Source organism: Ramlibacter sp. PS3R-8, from assembly GCF_037572435.1.
Lineage (GTDB): Bacteria > Pseudomonadota > Gammaproteobacteria > Burkholderiales > Burkholderiaceae_C > Ramlibacter.
Genome location: NZ_JBBHGT010000002.1, coordinates 435,609 through 451,134, shown reverse-complemented (window position 1 = coordinate 451,134; position 15,526 = coordinate 435,609). Strand labels below are relative to the sequence as shown.

The window sequence follows — 15,526 nt, the reverse complement described above, 5'->3', positions numbered from 1 at the left end:
TTGTCTCCTGGGAACGTTTATACGTGAAGCCTCAGACCGGGCAGCCCTTCTGGCGCAGCAGGGCGGTGAATCGCTCGTCCGGCGCTCCGGCGCGATTGCCGGCGCGGATCTTCTCCTCGCGCGCGGCATGGGCGCGGACTTGCGGCAGGAGCGCGGCGACTTGCGCGGCTGGCACGCAGACCACGCCGTCGGCGTCGCCGAGCACCAGGCCGCCCGGCGCCACGCTCATGCCGGCACAGGCGATGGGCACGTTCACTTCGCCCGGGCCGTCCTTGCTGGGGCCCCGGTGCGTGTGGCCGCGCGCGTACACGGCGATGCCGCCTTCGGCCCATTCGGACAGGTCGCGCACCGCGCCGTCGACGACGAAGCCGGCAATGCCGCGCGCCACCGCGGTCGTGCGCATCAAGCCGCCGATCAGGGCCTGGGCGAGGTCGGCCGCACCGTCGATGACGATCACGTCGCCAGGATGCGCCATCTGCATGGCGACGTGGATCATCAGGTTGTCGCCGGGCCGCACGCGCACGGTGATGGCGGGCCCGCAGAGCGCGAGCTTGAGGTCCCGGTGGTAGGCGGTGAGGCCGAGCGCGCCGACGCCACGGCCGAGGCAGTCGCTGGCGTGGGCGGCGGGCACGTTGCGAAAGGCGGCGACGAGTTCGGGGTCGAGCGAGTTCACGCGCGGATTCAACGCGTAGCCGGCGGGCCAGGTGGCTTGGGTCATGTCAGGTCAGGGCGGTGGTTCGGAGGACTTGGGGGTTGACGCAGCTGCGCGCGTCCGGCGGCCGGCCTTGCAGGAACCCCAGCACGTTGCGGGCGGCGCCTTCGGCCATGGCGTCCAGCGCGGCGGGGGTGGAGCCCCCGACGTGGGGCGTGAGGACCACGTTGGGAAGTTCGGTGAGCGCATGGCCGGCGGGCAGCGGCTCGACGCTCATGGTGTCGAGGCCGGCGCCCGCGAGGCGGCCGTCGCGCAGCCGGGCGATGAGCTCGGCTTCATCGACCACCTCGCCACGCGCCGTGTTGACCAGCAGCGCGCCCGGCGGGAGCAGGTCGAAGGCCGTCGCGTCGATGAGGCCGCGCGTTTGGCCGGTCAGCGGCACGTGCAGGCTCAGCACGTCGCTGTGCGCCAGCAGCGCCTGCAGCGTGCGATGCAGTTCAACCCCGGGCACGGGCGAGCTGGCGGCCAGCATCGGATCGTAGGCATGCACTTCCATGCCAACGGCCTGGGCAATGCGCGCGACGCGCTGGCCCACCTGGCCGAAACCGACCAGGCCCAGCCTGCGTCCGCCGAGCTGCATTCCGTCCTGGGCCCGGGTCCAGCGTCCCGCGCGCAACTCGGCGTCGAGCCGATGGATGCGGCGTGCCGCGGCAAGCATGAGGCCGAAGGTGAGCTCCGCCACCGACTGCGCATTGGCACCCGGCGTGACGTACACCGGGATGCCACGCTGCGTCGCCGCGTCGACCGCGATGTTGCTGACGCCCACGCCGTGCTTGGAGATCACCTTCAAGGTCGGGCAGCACGCGATGGCCGCCGCGGTCAGGTCCACGGTGCGCGAGATCACCGCATCGAAAGGCGTCGCCGTCATCTCCCGCTCCACCTCGGCGGTACTGTTGGCGTCGCGCAGGAAGGCGATCGTGCAGCCGTGGCGCTCCAGCCATTGCAGCCCGGAGGGGGCGAGCCGGGGCGCCGTCACGAAAACCTTGAACGTCATGGCGGCCGATTCTGGCGGCGGCCATTCATTCCGTCCATTCGATAATGATGATCGATTCATCACCAAAGGCGATCGATGGACCTGCACCTGCGCGACCTGCGCTTCTTCGAAACGGTGGCGGAGCTGGGGCACATGGGCCGCGCCGCCAAGGAGGTCGGCCGCTCGCAGCCGGCGCTGACCAAATGCATCCAGCGGCTGGAGGAGGTGATGGGCAGTCCGCTGTTCGAGCGCGCGGGCCGCGGCATCCGGCTCACGCCGGTCGGCGAGGTGCTGCACGCCCGCTGCCGGCTGCTGCGCGCCGCCAGCGACGAGGTGGTGCGCGAGGTGCGCGACTTCGCGCAGGGTTCCGCCGGCCACGTCACGCTGGGCAGCGGGCCGATCGCGGCCGAGCACCTGATCCCCGAACTCTGTCGCGCGATCCTGGCCCACGCACCGCGGGTGAAGGTGGACGTGGTCGTCGGGCCGAGCTGGGAACTGCGTTCTCAACTGCGCCAGGGCAAGCTCGACCTGCTCGTGGGGCTGGCCGTGGACAGCGACCCCGAACTGGTGTCGCACGCCCTGGTGGAGGACGTGGTGGTGGTGGCCGCCAGCGCAAAGCATCCCGTCTTCCGCCGCCGCAACGTGGACATGGCGACGTTGCTCGAATACGGCTGGGCGCTGCCGAGCGCCCACATCCCCAGCCGCCAGTGGCTGGACCTGGCGTTCAGCGCCCGCGGCCTGCCGGAGCCCGACGTCAAGCTGGAAAGCGGATCCATCGCGCTGCTGCCCCGCATGGTGGAGCGCACCGACCTGCTGACCTTCGTCTCGCGCCACACGCTGGCGCTGGAGCGCAGCGCGGCGCTGCGCGAGGTGAAGCTGCCGGCCACGACGCTGCGGCGCAACCTGGGCGTGACGCACCGCCGCACCGGCTACCTGTCGCCGGCGGCGGAAGGGGTGCTGAAGTTGCTGCGCAAGCAGGGCAAGGCGTTCTTCTCGCGCACGGCCCCTTGACGCTGGTGGCCGTCCCCGCGACAGTTGTCACCGGCCGAGAACAAAACCCTTGGAGACAAAGCGATGCAGTCGCACCGGACCAGGCTCTTCTTCGTGGCACTTGCCATCGCACTGGCCGGGCACGCCGCCCAGGCCCGCGTCACGCGCATCGTGATCGACGAGACCCGGCCCCTGCCCGCCGCGGATTCCGGCGGCGTCGCGTTCGAGCAGGTCGCGGGCCGCGCCTTCGGCGAACTCGATCCCAACCTGCCCGGCAACGCGCTCATCAACGACATCCAACTCGCGCGCGAGCCGGACGGCAAGGTGCGCTACGTCGCCACGTTCGTGCTGACCAAGCCCGTGGACCTGGCCCGCTCCAGCGGCCTGATGTGGCACGAAGTCCCGAACCGCGGCGTGCGCCGGCCCAACGTGGCGGCCGAGCGCGCCAATGGCGACATCGACCTCACCAGCGCCTGGCAAGGTGACAACGCCGGGGCGACGGCAGTGCGGCCGAACGCGGCGGTGGCATCGCCGCACTGGCTGCAGCTGCCGATCGCGCGCAACACCGATGGCTCCGCCATCACCGGCGAGGTGTTCGGCCGCATCGTCAACCGCAGCGGACCTGGCTCGCAGCCGCTGATCGTCCAGACCAACCCGGTGCCGTACAAGCCTGCGAGCCTCGACACGCGCCAGGCCCGGCTGGTGTCGCGCGCGGCCGAATCGACCCGTGGCGAAGTGATCGGCGAGACCGTGATCCCGTCCACCGAGTGGGCCTGGGCGAAGTGCGACGCGGCCAACCCCTTCCCCGGCACGCCCGACCCGACGCAGGTCTGCCTGAAGAACGGATTCGATGCCGCCAGGCTGTACCAGGTGGTGTACCGCTCGGCCGAGCCCTACGTGCTGGGCATCGGCTTCGCGGCATGGCGTGACGTCGGCATGTTCTTCAAGACCGCCCGCGCGGACGACGGCGGCACCCCGAACCCGGTGGCCGGCGCGGTGACGCACACGATAGGCCGCGGCGTCTCGCAGTCCGGCAACTTCCTGCGCGGCTGGCTGCACCTGGGCTTCAACCAGGACGAAGCGGGACGCCAGGTGCACGACGGCCTGTGGCCGATCATCGCGGGCCGCCGCATCGCGCTGAACTTCCGCTGGGCCCAACCCGACGGCGTGCTGGAGCTGTACCAGGCGGGCAGCGAAGGCCCGCAATGGTGGCTGCGCCATCCGGACCCGGTGCGCGGCGGCGCGGCCGCCGGCTTGCTGGACCGCTGCCTGGCCAGCCGCACCTGCCCCCGGATCATCGAGCACTTCGGCTCGGCCGAAGTGTGGGCGCTCAAGCTCACGCCGGAATGGATCGGCACCGATGGGAAGGCGGACCTGCCGCTGCCGCCCAACGTGCGCCGCTACTACATCGCCAGCAGCAACCACGGCGGCGGCGCCGGTGGTTTCGACACCAGCCTGCCCGGCGTGGCGCTTCCGACGACGGGCGCCGCCTGCCCGGGGAACAACTACGGCACCGGCATCCTGCCGGCCAATCCGGTGCCGCACACCGAGACGGTGAATGCGCTGCGCGTGCATTTCCGCAACTGGGTGATGCGTGGCGTGGAGCCGCCGCCGAGCCGCTGGCCGACGCTGGCAGCGGGCACGCTGGCGCCGGCGAACAAGCTGGCGCTGGGCTTTCCCAGCTTGCCGCAGTTGCGGCCGACGGTGCCGGAGCCGGACTTCATCATGCCGGTGCTGGATTACGACTGGGGGCCGGGCTTCCGCCCGGTCGACGGTTCGGGTGTGGCAAGCAACGCGCCGCCGCCGATTCGCCAGGTGTTGCCGATGTACGCACCGAAGGTCGACGCCGACGGCAATGAACTGGGCGGCGTGCCGGTGGTGCTGCTCGATGCGCCGCTGGGCACCTATCTCGGATGGAACATCACGGCCGGCGGAGCCCGGCCCTTCCACCAGGGGCAGATCTGCAACTACGTCGGCGGCATGGTGCCGTTCGCGCGGACCCGCGCGGAGCGCGAAGCGGCCGGCGACCCGCGGCTGTCACTGGAGGAGCGCTACGCCAGCCACGACGGATACGTCACGGCCGTGCGGACGGCCGCCGGGCGGGCCGTGGCGGCCGGCTTTCTGTTGCGGGAGGATGCGGAGCGGCTGGTGCAGCAGGCGCAGGCGAGCGCGGTGCTGCGCTGACCGCGGGCGCGCGACTCAGAAGCCGACCTGGTCCGCGCCCTTGAGTTGCAGCATCTCGCGCGCCTCGTCCGGCGTGGCGATCTCCAGGCCCAGGCCCTCGATGATCTTGCGCGCCTGCCGGACTTGTTGCGCGTTCGATTCGGCCAGCCGCCCCTTGCCGGCCCACAGCGAATCCTCCAGCCCGACGCGCACGTTGCCGCCCATGGCCGCGGCCATCGCGGCCACCGGCATCTGGTTGCGGCCCGCGCCCAGCACCGACCAGCGATAGCTGTCGCCGAACAGGCGGTCCGCGGTGCGCTTCATGTGCGCCACGTCTTCGGGATGCGCGCCGATGCCGCCCAGCAGGCCGAACACCGTCTGGATGAACAGCGGCGCCTTCACCAGCCCCTCCTGCCAGAAGTAGTGCAGGTTGTAGAGGTGGCTGGTGTCGTAGCACTCGAACTCGTAGCGCGCCTGGGTTTCGTTCAGCGTGTTCAGCGCGTAGGCGATGTCCTTGAACGAGTTGCGAAAGACCAGGTCTCGCGAATTCTCCAGGAACTGCGGTTCCCAGTCGTGCTTGAATTCCTCGAAGCGCCGCAGCATCGGGAACAGGCCGAAGTTCATGGAGCCCATGTTCAGGCTGGCCACCTCCGGCTTCCAGACGGCCGCGGGGCGCACGCGCTCCTCCACCGTCATGTAGGGCGCGCCGCCGGTGGTGAGGTTCACCACCACGTCGGAGCGCTTCTTGATGTCGCGCAGGATGGGCTCGAACGCCTCCGGGCTCTGGTCCGGCCGGCCATCGATCGGGTTGCGCGCATGCAGGTGCACGATGGCGGCGCCGGCCTCGGCCGCGCCCACCGCCGCATCGGCGATCTCCCGCGCCGTCACCGGCAGCGCCGGCGACATCGACGGCGTGTGGATCGAACCGGTGACCGCGCAGGTGATGATCACCTTGCTCGTCATGATCACTCCACCTTCACGTTGGCGTTCTTCACCAGGTCCACCCAGAACTTGCCGTCGTCCACGAGGAAGCTCCTGAAATGGTCCGGGGACGTGGAGATCGACACTTCCGTGCCCTCGCGCGCCAGCGCGGCCTTCACCGACGGCTGCTGCATCGCGGCGACGGTCGCCTCGTAGACCTTCTTCACGATGGCGGGGGGCGTGGAGGCGGGCAGGAACATGCCGTACCAGAACTCGATGTTGTATTCCGGCAAGCCGGCTTCCTTCATGCCCGGCAGGTCGGGCACGAGCGGCGAGCGCTCGCGCGTGCTGACCGCGATCGCGCGCAGGCGGCCGCTGCCCGCATGCGGCAGCACCGAAGGCGAAGTGCCGAAGGTCAGCTGCGTGTCGCCTGCCATCACCGACTGGATCGCAGGCCCGCCGCCCCGATACGGCACCAGCGTCATCTGGGTGCCGGTGAGCATGGTGAACAGCGCGGCGCCGAGATGCGGCGCGGAGCCGTTGCCGGCGGTGGCGCAATTGAGCTTGCCGGGATCCTTCTTCGCCGCCGCGATCAGCTCCCCCACCGTGCGGAAGCCGGTGTTCGGGTTGACCGCCAGCACCAGCGGCGAGGTCGTGATCTTGGTCACGGGAAGAAGGTCCGACGGCATGTAAGGCAGCTTGGGAATCAGCGCCGGATTCACCGAGATGCTGCTGGGGCTGGCGATCAGCAGCGTGTAGCCGTCGGCTGGCGACTTGGCCACGATGTCCGCCGCGATGCTGGAGCCGTTGCCCGGCCGGTTTTCCACCACCACCGGCTGGCCCATCGCCTTGCTGAGCGATTCGCTCATGGAACGCGCCACGTAGTCGGCCGCGCCGCCGGGCGTGAAGCCGATCACCAGGCGAATGGGCTTGGACGGGTAGGCGGCGGGCTGCGCCCACGAGAGGGGAGCGGAGGCGCCGAACGCCATGGCTGCCACAACATTCCTGCGCTTCATTGCGGGTCTCCTGTGAGGGTCGGTTTGCCGGAGGGAATGCGCAGCACGATCTTGCCGATGTGCGCGCCGTCTTCCATGCGGGCTTTCGCGGCCGGCAGCTGCGCGAAGTCCACCACCTGGTCGATCTGCGGCTGGATGCGGCCCGCGCCGATATGCGGCAGCACTTCGGACACGAAGCGCGGCACGGGGGCGGCGCGCTGCTCCTTGGTGCGCAGCTTGTTGGACACACCGAAGAGCGTCAGGCGCTTCGCATGCAGCGCTTCGAGGTCGATGTCGGCGTGCACCACCCCATCGACGTAACCCACGGTGGCCAGCCGGCCCTCGAAGGCCAGGCAGCGGATGTCTTCGGCGAACACGGTGCCGCCCACGGTGTTGACGACGAGGTCGACGCCCTTCTGCGCGGTGGCCTCCATGACGGCCGGCGCGAAGTCGGGCGCGCGCGTGCACAACCCCAGCTCCAGCCCCAGGGGCTTGAGCTTCTCCAGTTTCTGCGCCGAGCCCGAGGTGCCGATGACACGCGCGCCGAGCACCCGGCCCAGCTGGAGCGCGGCGACGCCGACGCCCGACGAGACGCCGTTGATCAACAGCCACTGGCCGGTCTTCATCCGGCCTTGCAGCACCAGCATGTCGAAGGCGACGAGGAACACCAGCGGGATGCCGGCGGCCTGCTCCCACGACAGCGTGGCCGGGATCACCATGGCTTCGGCGGCCTCGATCAGCGCGTATTCGGAGAAGGCCCCGGTGCAACGCCCCATCACGCGGTCGCCGGACCGGAAGCCCGTGACCTCGGCGCCGACGGATGCGATCTCGCCCGCGCCCTCGCCGCCGATGGCCTTCCAGGTGCCCGCCTTGCCGTGCAGCCCATGCCCGAGCAGGAACTCCCCGCGGTTCAGGCTCGCGGCACGCATGCGCACCAGCACCTGGCGCGGCCCGGGCGTGGGCACGGGACTGTCACGCAGCTCGAGCTGCGTGTCCGTGTCGGTCATCTGCATCCACCAGGATTGCATGTCTTTTTTCCTTGGCCTAGCGGCCGGTGAACACGGGCTTGCGCTTTTGCATGAAGGCGGTGCGGCCTTCGGTGTAGTCGGCGCTTTCGAAGCAGCCGCGAATGAGCGAGGTGCACAGGTCCATGTCGAGATCCGGCGAGGGCTTGAGGATCTCGCGCATGATCGCCTTGCCCGCCATCACCGTGAGCGGGGCGTTCTCCGCGAACGCAGTGCTGTATTCGGCGAGCAGCGCGTCCAGCGCCTCGCCTGCGGCGGTGCGCGAGACCAGGCCGATCGACCTGGCTTCCGCGGCGTCGATGCGGCGCCCGGTGAAGAACAGGTCCTTGGCGGCGCCGGGGCCCACCAGGTCCACCAGGTTCTTCATGGCCGAATAGCGGTAGCCCAGGCCCAGGCGCGCCGCGGGAATGGAGAATACGGAGTCCGTGGCGGCGATCCGGATGTCGCAGCTGATCGCGACGTTGACGCCGCCGCCGATGCAGTAGCCGCGGATGCAGGCCAGGGTGGGCTTGGGAAAATCGTAGATGCCCATCAGCGTCTTCTCGGCCATCTTCTCGTAGTAGGTGACCGCCTCCCGCGCGGCCCGCATGTCCTCGAACTGCGAGATGTCGGCGCCCGAGACGAAAGCCTTTTCGCCGGCGCCGGAGAACACGATCAGGCGCACGCGGTCGTCGTCGCGCGCCAGTTCGAGCAACGGCGGCACGGCTTCCCACATGTCCACGGACAGGGCGTTGTGCTTGGCCGGGTTGTTGAAGCGGATGTGCAAGGCGCGCCCCTCCAGCCAGGACTGGACGCGCTCGGTGCTCGAGGTGTAGACGGGTTCGGCCATCAAAAGACTCCGTTGGTTTTCATGCGGGTGAGATCTTCGCGGGTCAGCCCGAGCTCGAGCAGGATTTCTTCCGAGTGCTCGCCCCGCCTCGGGGCGGCTCGCGCGATGGTACTGGGCGTGCGATCCAGCTGGACCGGCTGGCCCACCAGCCGCTGCGGGCCGTGCCATTTGGACACGACGTCCTTCACCATGCCCAGGTGCCGGATCTGCGGCTCGTCGAACACCTGGCGCATGTCGTTGATCACGCCGCAGGCGACGCCGCCTTCGTTGAATTGCTGGATCCAGTAGGCGCGGTCCTGGTGCGCGAGGCGGCGATTGATCTCGGCATTGAGCGTGTCGCGGTTCACCGAGCGCGAGGACTTGTCGTGGTAGCGCCCGTCCGTGATCCACTCCGGCGCACCCAGGATGTTGCAGAAGCGCTCCCAGATCTTGGAGCCGAAGACGGCGATGTTCATGTAGCCGTCGCGCGCCTTGTACACGCCGGTGGGGATGCTGGTCGGGTGGAAGTTGCCGGCCTGCGCGGCCACTTCGCCCTCGATCAGGTAGCGCGAGGTCTGGAAGTCCATCATGTAGACCATCGATTCCAGCAGCGAGGTGTGCAGCCACTGGCCCTTGCCGGAGGTCTCGCGCTCCAGCAGCGCGACCAGGATGCCTTGCGCGGCGAAGATGCCCGCGCAAAGGTCGGCGATCGGGATCCCCACCCGCATCGGCGCTTCGCCGGGAATGCCGGTTACCGACATCAGGCCGCCCATGCCTTGGGCGATCTGGTCGAAGCCCGGGCGCTGGGCCAGCGGCCCGTCCTGGCCGAATCCCGAGATGCTGGCGTAGACCAGCCGCGGGTTGTCCACCGCCAGCGATTCGTAGTCGATGCCGAGCCGGAATTTCACGTCCGGCCGGAAGTTCTCGACCACCACGTCGGCGCCGGCGATCAGCCGTTTCAGCGTGGCGATGCCCTCGTCCTGCTTGAGGTCCAGGGTGATGGAGCGCTTGTTGCGGTGCGTGTACTGGTAGTCGGAGCCGTCCTGGCCGCCCAGCGTGTCGTCGCCGCGCATGTGCTCGGGCATCTGCACCTGGATCACGTCGGCGCCCCAGTCGGCCAGTTGCCGGCAAGCCGTGGGCCCGGCGCGCACCTGCGTCAGGTCGATGACGCGAAAGCGCTGCAGCGCGGAGGAGGCTGGCTGGTGCGGCATGGGAAAGGCGTTCCTGCTATTTCAGATTGCGAACCACGGCCTGCGTGAAGCTGGCCGTGGTGCCCTTGCCGCGGATGTCGCCGGTGCGCGCCTGCGCATCCGCCAGCGCCGCCGTCGTGGCCTGGGACATCGAATGCGCCATGCGCACGGCGCCGGGGTTGCTGCGGCTGTGGCCGAGCCACTCGAACATCATGCGGGTCGACTCGATCATGGCATAGGGGTTGGAGATGCCGCGGCCGGCGATGTCGGGCGCCGAGCCGTGGGTGGCCTGGGCCATCACCACGTCGCCGTCGCCGATGCACAGTCCCGGCGCCATCCCGAGGCCGCCGACCAGGCCGGCAGCCTCGTCGGAGAGGATGTCACCGAACATGTTCGTGGTGACCACCACGTCGAAGCTCTGCGGGTCGCGCACCAGGCGCATGGCCATGGTGTCCACGATCACGTCGTCCACCAGCACGTCCGGGTACTCGGGAGCCAGCTTCCGGCACTCCTCGACGAACATGCCGCAGCCGAGCTTGAACACGGTGTCCTTGTGCACGTAGGTCAGGTGCTTGCGGCGCTGGCGTGCCAGTTCGAAAGCGGCGCGGGCCACGCGACGGCTGCCCGTGCGGGTGATGACGCGCATCGACAGCGTCACCTCGTCGTTCGGCCGGAATTCGGCGTTGCCCACCAGCATGTTGCGGTCCGGCTGGAAGCCCTCGTTGTTCTCGCGCACGATCACCAGGTCCACGCCGTCGTGCAGGCAGCCGATGCCGGGATACGAGCGGGTCGGGCGCACGTTGGCGAACAGATTGAATTGCTTGCGCAGGATCGGGTGCGGATTGATCGCGTTCGGCAGCTTCGGGTAGGCGCGGTGCCCGATGGGGCCGAGGATCCAGCCGTCCAGCGTCTTCAGCGTGTCCATCGTTTCGGGCGGCAGCGTGTGCCCGTGCGTCTGCAGCGCGCGGGCGCCGATCGGCAGCGGCTTCCAGTCGATGGCGACGCCGTGCAGTTCGGCGGCGGCGCGCGCAATTTCGACGGAGGCCGGCACGATCTCGTGCCCGATGTCGTCGCCGTCCAGGACGCCGATGCGCAGGGAGGTGGGGGAAGTCATGGCGGGCCATCTTCGGCGTGGCGGCTCTTGCTGTAAATTGCAAGTTTTGGAGGGTTTGTTGCATGCCTTGCATGAATCGATGCCCATGCTGAAGCCGTCGCTGGCCGACCTGCGCGCCTTCGTCACCGTCGCCGAGCTGCGCAGCTTCGCCGCGGCCGCGAAGGCGCTCCACCTCTCGCAGCCCGCGCTGTCGCGGCGCATCTCGCACCTGGAAGAGCTGCTCGGCGTCCGCCTGTTCGACCGCACGACCCGCAGCGTGGAGGCGACGTCGCTGGGACTGCGCTTCCTCGAGCAGGTGCGCGGGCTCGTCGGCGACCTCGACCGCTCCGTGCTGAGCCTGCGCGACGCCGCCGAACTGGAGACGGGGGACGTGACGATCGGCTGCGTGTTCTCCGCCGTGCACCATTTCCTGCCGCCGGTGGTTCGCGCTTTCCGCGCGCGCCATCCGCGCGTGCTGGTGCGCATCGTCGAGGCCGGCGCCGACGAGGTGCTGGCCAGCGTCAAGCATGGGGAGGCCGACTTCGCCATCAACTACATCGGCATGCAGGACCCGGACATCGAGTTCACGCCCTTGCTGAAGGAGCCCTACGTGCTGGCCTGTCCGGCCGGCCACCCGCTGGCGAAGCGGCGCTCGGTGAAGTGGGCGGAACTGGCGGACTATCCGCACGCGCGCGTGTCGCACGCATCGCGCAACCGGCTCCTCATCGACCAGGCCCTGGCCGAGCTGCCGCCGCTGCCGCGCCCCATCGTCGAGGTGCGGCACGTGTCGACCTTGCTGGGCATCGTGGAGATGGGCATGGGCGTGGCCGTCGTGCCGCAGCTCACGCTGCCGCGCGCGCCCGCGCCGGTGGTCGGCGTGAAACTGGTGGACCCCGCCATCAGCCGCACGGTGGCGATCGTTCGCCGCAGCGGCCGCAGCCTGTCGCCGGCGGCGGCCGCGTTTGCCGCGCTGTTGACGCAGGCCGGGCGCGGCGCGCTGAAGGCGCCGCAGCGCAAGCGCCCCGCGAACTGAAGGCTCAGGGTTTCTCCGCGCAGCGCGGGCGGTCGCCGGCGCATACCTTTGCGGCCATGCTCCGCCGTCACCTCCTTGCCGCCGCCCCGCTGCTTTGCGCTCCGGCGTTCACGCTGGCGCAGCGCGGCTATCCGGACCACGCCATCAAGGCGATCGTGCCCAACGCCCCCGGCAGTTCCGTCGACACCATCGGCCGCGTCGTGTGTGCCGAGATGGCGCGCGTGCTGGGCCAGCCCTTCGTCGTGGACAACCGCGCCGGTGCGGCCGGCGCCATCGGCGTGGAAGTCGCGCGCGCCGCGGCTCCCGATGGCTACACCGTGCTGGTGGGCTCGAGCAGCGCCATCTCGGTGGCGCCTTTCCTGCAGAAAGCCGTGAGCTACCAGCCGCTGCGGGACTTCGACCTGGTGACGCTGCTGGCGCTGTTGCCCAACGTCCTGGTGTGCAACACCGCCTTGCCGGTGCAAAGCGTGGCGCAATTGGTGGCGTGGGCCAAGGCCAGGGGCGGCACCAGCAACATGGCATCGGCCGGCGTGGGTTCGGTGAGCCATCTCGCCGGCGTCGCCTTCCAGTCGGCCGGCAACTTCAAGTCGCTTCATGTCCCGTACAAGGGTGGGGCCCAGGGCGTCGCTTCGGTGGTGTCGGGCGAAACGGACTGGGTCCTCACGCCGGCTCCGGCGGCGATGTCGCTGGTGGCCGCCGGGCGCCTGCGCCTGCTCGGGCACAGCATGGCCGCTTCGGCGCAGCCGCTGGGGGCCGCCGTCCCCGCGATCGGGTCGGAGCTGAACGGATTCGAGTTCGCCAGCTGGATCGGCCTGATGGCGCCCAAGGGGCTGCCTCCCGCCACCAGCGAAGTGCTCGCCCGGGCCGCGGCGACTGCGCTGCAGCGCCCCGAGGTGCTCAAGGCCTTCGAGACCAACGGCGCCTCGCCGCACGCTTCCACCGTCGAGGAATTCCGCGCCCACCTCACCCGCGACATGGAGGCCAACCGGCGGGCCATTGCCGCTGCGGGAATCCAGCCCGAGTGATATTCTTTCGCGATGCGCATGCTGGGGTTCCTGAAGTCGTCCAAGGGTGATGGCGCAGCCGCGTCCGACACCGGTTTCGACCCGAGCACCACCAAGCACTTCCAGGTGAAGATGCGCCGCGCCCCGCAGTGGTTCTGCTCCTTCCTCGCCGGCAACAAGCGGGAGAGCCTGCGCTTTCGCGACGAGCTGGCAATGATGCGGGGCGCATGGCCGCTGCTCATGAAGCAGCGCCGCGGCGGCAAGTGGACGCCGGAGGACAAGCAGCAGCTCAAGGCGATGGTCCGCTCGGCTTCTTCGGTGAGTCCCTACCTGTTCATCTGGGCGTTGCCGGGCTCGATGCTGCTGCTGCCTTTCCTGGCCTGGTTCCTCGATACGCGGCGCAAGCAGCGGCGCTAGGACGCGCCCGATCGCTGGCGCGGCGGATGGATCAGCGTTCCGCGATGTAGTGCTGCGTGGTGACCGGCTCACCCTCGCGCAGGAACTCCTTCACCCGCGCCTCCACGTCCTGGTCGGCCAGCGTCGCGCGCGAGCGCTGGTGCAGGTACTCCGACCAGGACGCGACGATGAAGCGCTCCACGTAACGCGACGGATCGCCGAGGTCGCGGTAGACGCGCCAGAGAGAGGCGCCGTCGCGCCGGCGCGAGGCCCGCAACTGGCTCACCGCATGCAGGAATTCCTGCGCCTCCCCCGGGCGGATGCGATAGCTCACCTCCACCGAAATCGGCCCGTCGTCGGGCATCGGCTGGTCCTGGATGAACGTGTCTTCCCACGACGCGACCGGCGTCACCTCGTGGGCATCGCCCATGCGCAACGGGAAGGGCCGGGCCAGCGCAATCCCCGCGACCATCGCAAGGGCGGCCAGCCCGAGGGCAACGCCCAGGCCGGCCAGGCCCGACACCGCGCCCCAGAAAGCCGAACCGATCGCGAACGAACCCAGCGCGCTGACCGTGTGCAGCGCAACGGCGCGGGAGCGCACCCAGGGCGGCGCGCTCGATTGGGTCGCGGTGTTGAAGGTGGCCATCACGCACATCCAGGCGGCGCCGCCGATGGCCAGCGCCACGAACACCGCGGCCGGCACGCGCACGAACGCGGACACCAGCATCACGCCGGCGAAGATGCAGCAGCCCATCGCGACCAGCCGCTCCAGCCCGAGGCGGGCCCGCAGCTTGCCCAGCACCAGGCCCGCGGCGACGGCGCCGGTCCCCAGGCAGCCCATGAGGAAGCCGAAGCCCGCGGCGCCGAGCTGCAACTGCTGCGACGCGATGGCGGGCAGCAGCGCCCAGAGCGCAGAGCCGGCGCCGCTGTAGGCAACGGTGCGAACCAGTTGCGCAAGGATCATGGGAGAGTGGCGTGCGTAGCGCAGCCCTGCCACCGTACCGCTCCACAACCGCTCGGCCGGCAAGGGCGACTTGGCGTGTTCCGCCGGCGGCCAGCGGCGCACCGCCTGCATCATCACCAGTGCGGTCAGCAAGGCCACCCCGAACACCCAGCCGGCGCCGAGCCACGCGAAGATGAAGCCCGCAATGGAAGGCCCGAGCGCCCGCGCGCTGTTCCAGGCGATCGACATCGCGGTGATCGCCTGCGCCATGTCCTCGCGCGGCACGGTGTCGGCCACGCTGGTGTTCCACGCCGGCGAGAGCAGCGCGGTGCAGCAGCCCGCGGCGAAAGTGAACAGCAGCAGCGTGGCCGGCCCCGCCCAACCCAGCAAGGCCAGCACCGACAGCAGCATCACCACGCCCACCTGCACGCCCAGCGAGCGCAGGATCAGCTTGCGCCGATCGGTCGTGTCCGCCAGCACCCCCGCGGGCAGCGCCAGCAGGAACATCGGCAGGAACACAGCGGTCTGCACGAGCGCGGCCAGGAACGACGAACCCGTCAGCTCCACCATCAGCCACGAGGCGGCCATGACCTGCATGGCGTTGCCCGTGAAGTAGATGGCGCTGCCGGCCCACAGGCCGCGGAACGCCGGCAGCCGAAGGGGGGAGAAGAGGGAGTTGGGGCCGGTGGACATCGATGGGCAGTCCACCCGATTATGGGAGCCGCGGCCGGGAGTCCGGCACGGGCAGTGCTATCGCGTGCTGTTGCCGATGTCGCGCAGCCACGCCGCCAGCGCGGACGTTTCCGTCTTGTCGAACACCGCGTCGGCGCCGAGGGCGATGCAGTGCTGGCGGATCCCCTCGCTGGCGTAGCCGCTGAAGACGGCGATCTTTCCGGCGCGGGGCTGGGCGCGGGCGCGGGCGATCACGTTCATGCCGCTGCCCTGGTCCAGCACCAGGTCCAGGATCAGGGCGTCCCATGCACCCGGGTGCTCCTGCAGCCAGTGGTTGGCCTCGGCTTCCGTGCGAGCGGTTTCCAGCACCTTGAAGTCGCCCATGGTCGAAAGGTAGTCGGTGAGCGCGCCCTCGACCTGCCGCAGATCCTCGACCAGGAAGATGGAAAGCGTCATGGCCGCGCCTCGTCCCCGGCCCGCGGGCGAACGCCCCGCGGGACCGCGCCTCGCGATCGGTCCTTCTTCATTACGCGCATTGTCACGAGATGTGTGTTACCGGGGGTAGGACGCGGTCTGGAAAGGGAATCGGCCGACGTGCGGTCAGCCGT

The 15,526-nt window shown here is 69.9% G+C and carries 15 protein-coding genes; 5 read left to right on the top strand and 10 right to left on the bottom strand.

The window, feature by feature from the left end; genetic code table 11:
• Positions 1-31: 31 nt before the first annotated feature.
• Together WG902_RS10025 and WG902_RS10020 are read right to left on the bottom strand one after the other, a co-directional pair.
• Entirely contained in the window at positions 32-718 is a 687-nt protein-coding gene (locus WG902_RS10025; protein ID WP_340059895.1) for an RraA family protein, read from the bottom strand.
• 1 nt (position 719) lies between these two features.
• On the bottom strand, positions 720-1,706 hold the full coding sequence (locus WG902_RS10020; protein WP_340059894.1) for a hydroxyacid dehydrogenase: 987 nt from the start codon (positions 1,704-1,706) through the stop codon (positions 720-722).
• Between the two features lie 75 nt (positions 1,707-1,781).
• On the opposite strand from WG902_RS10020, the gene WG902_RS10015 reads away from it, so the two are divergent.
• Together WG902_RS10015 and WG902_RS10010 are read left to right on the top strand one after the other, a co-directional pair.
• Positions 1,782-2,696, top strand: a complete 915-nt coding sequence (locus WG902_RS10015) for a LysR family transcriptional regulator (protein ID WP_340059893.1) — start codon at positions 1,782-1,784, stop codon at positions 2,694-2,696.
• 63 nt (positions 2,697-2,759) lie between these two features.
• The gene (locus WG902_RS10010; RefSeq protein WP_340059892.1) at positions 2,760-4,859 is read left to right on the top strand and encodes an alpha/beta hydrolase domain-containing protein; all 2,100 of its coding nucleotides are present in this window, start codon (positions 2,760-2,762) and stop codon (positions 4,857-4,859) included.
• Between the two features lie 15 nt (positions 4,860-4,874).
• On the opposite strand, the gene WG902_RS10005 is transcribed toward WG902_RS10010, so the two are convergent.
• Genes WG902_RS10005 through WG902_RS09980 form a run of 6 tightly spaced genes read right to left on the bottom strand, consistent with a single transcriptional unit; the run spans position 4,875 to position 10,891 of the window.
• Positions 4,875-5,801 carry a 3-keto-5-aminohexanoate cleavage protein gene (locus WG902_RS10005; RefSeq protein ID WP_340059891.1) on the bottom strand — a complete coding sequence of 309 codons (927 nt, stop codon included), beginning with the start codon at positions 5,799-5,801 and terminating at the stop codon, positions 4,875-4,877.
• Positions 5,802-5,803: 2 nt separating this feature from the next.
• Positions 5,804-6,775 (bottom strand): Bug family tripartite tricarboxylate transporter substrate binding protein, encoded by a 972-nt coding sequence (locus tag WG902_RS10000; RefSeq protein WP_340059890.1) that lies wholly within the window; start codon positions 6,773-6,775, stop codon positions 5,804-5,806.
• A complete protein-coding gene (locus WG902_RS09995; protein WP_340059889.1) occupies positions 6,772-7,782 on the bottom strand; it encodes a quinone oxidoreductase family protein in 1,011 nt (336 codons plus the stop codon). Before WG902_RS09995 ends, WG902_RS10000 begins: the two co-directional genes overlap by 4 nt.
• 16 nt (positions 7,783-7,798) lie before the next feature.
• Positions 7,799-8,608 carry an enoyl-CoA hydratase gene (locus WG902_RS09990; RefSeq protein WP_340059888.1) on the bottom strand — a complete coding sequence of 270 codons (810 nt, stop codon included), beginning with the start codon at positions 8,606-8,608 and terminating at the stop codon, positions 7,799-7,801.
• On the bottom strand, positions 8,608-9,798 hold the full coding sequence (locus tag WG902_RS09985; protein WP_340059887.1) for a CaiB/BaiF CoA transferase family protein: 1,191 nt from the start codon (positions 9,796-9,798) through the stop codon (positions 8,608-8,610). The genes WG902_RS09990 and WG902_RS09985 overlap by 1 nt, the downstream gene beginning before the upstream one ends.
• A 16-nt stretch (positions 9,799-9,814) precedes the next feature.
• Positions 9,815-10,891, bottom strand: coding sequence for an isocitrate/isopropylmalate dehydrogenase family protein (locus WG902_RS09980; protein ID WP_340059886.1), 1,077 nt, complete (start codon positions 10,889-10,891; stop codon positions 9,815-9,817).
• A gap of 79 nt (positions 10,892-10,970) precedes the next feature.
• Between WG902_RS09980 and WG902_RS09975 the strand changes: the two genes are divergently transcribed.
• Genes WG902_RS09975 through WG902_RS09965 form a run of 3 tightly spaced genes read left to right on the top strand, consistent with a single transcriptional unit; the run spans position 10,971 to position 13,324 of the window.
• Positions 10,971-11,903, top strand: a complete 933-nt coding sequence (locus tag WG902_RS09975; RefSeq protein WP_340059885.1) for a LysR family transcriptional regulator — start codon at positions 10,971-10,973, stop codon at positions 11,901-11,903.
• Positions 11,904-11,959: 56 nt separating this feature from the next.
• A complete protein-coding gene (locus WG902_RS09970) occupies positions 11,960-12,928 on the top strand; it encodes a Bug family tripartite tricarboxylate transporter substrate binding protein (protein ID WP_340059884.1) in 969 nt (322 codons plus the stop codon).
• Positions 12,929-12,946: 18 nt separating this feature from the next.
• Positions 12,947-13,324: a hypothetical protein gene (locus tag WG902_RS09965; RefSeq protein ID WP_340059883.1), complete on the top strand. Its 378-nt coding sequence runs from the start codon at positions 12,947-12,949 to the stop codon at positions 13,322-13,324.
• Between the two features lie 31 nt (positions 13,325-13,355).
• Here the strand turns inward: WG902_RS09965 and WG902_RS09960 are convergent, their stop codons facing one another.
• Together WG902_RS09960 and WG902_RS09955 are read right to left on the bottom strand one after the other, a co-directional pair.
• The gene (locus tag WG902_RS09960; protein ID WP_340059882.1) at positions 13,356-14,939 is read right to left on the bottom strand and encodes an MFS transporter; all 1,584 of its coding nucleotides are present in this window, start codon (positions 14,937-14,939) and stop codon (positions 13,356-13,358) included.
• 57 nt (positions 14,940-14,996) lie between these two features.
• Positions 14,997-15,374, bottom strand: a complete 378-nt coding sequence (locus WG902_RS09955) for a response regulator (RefSeq protein ID WP_340059881.1) — start codon at positions 15,372-15,374, stop codon at positions 14,997-14,999.
• Between the last annotated feature and the right edge of the window lie 152 nt (positions 15,375-15,526).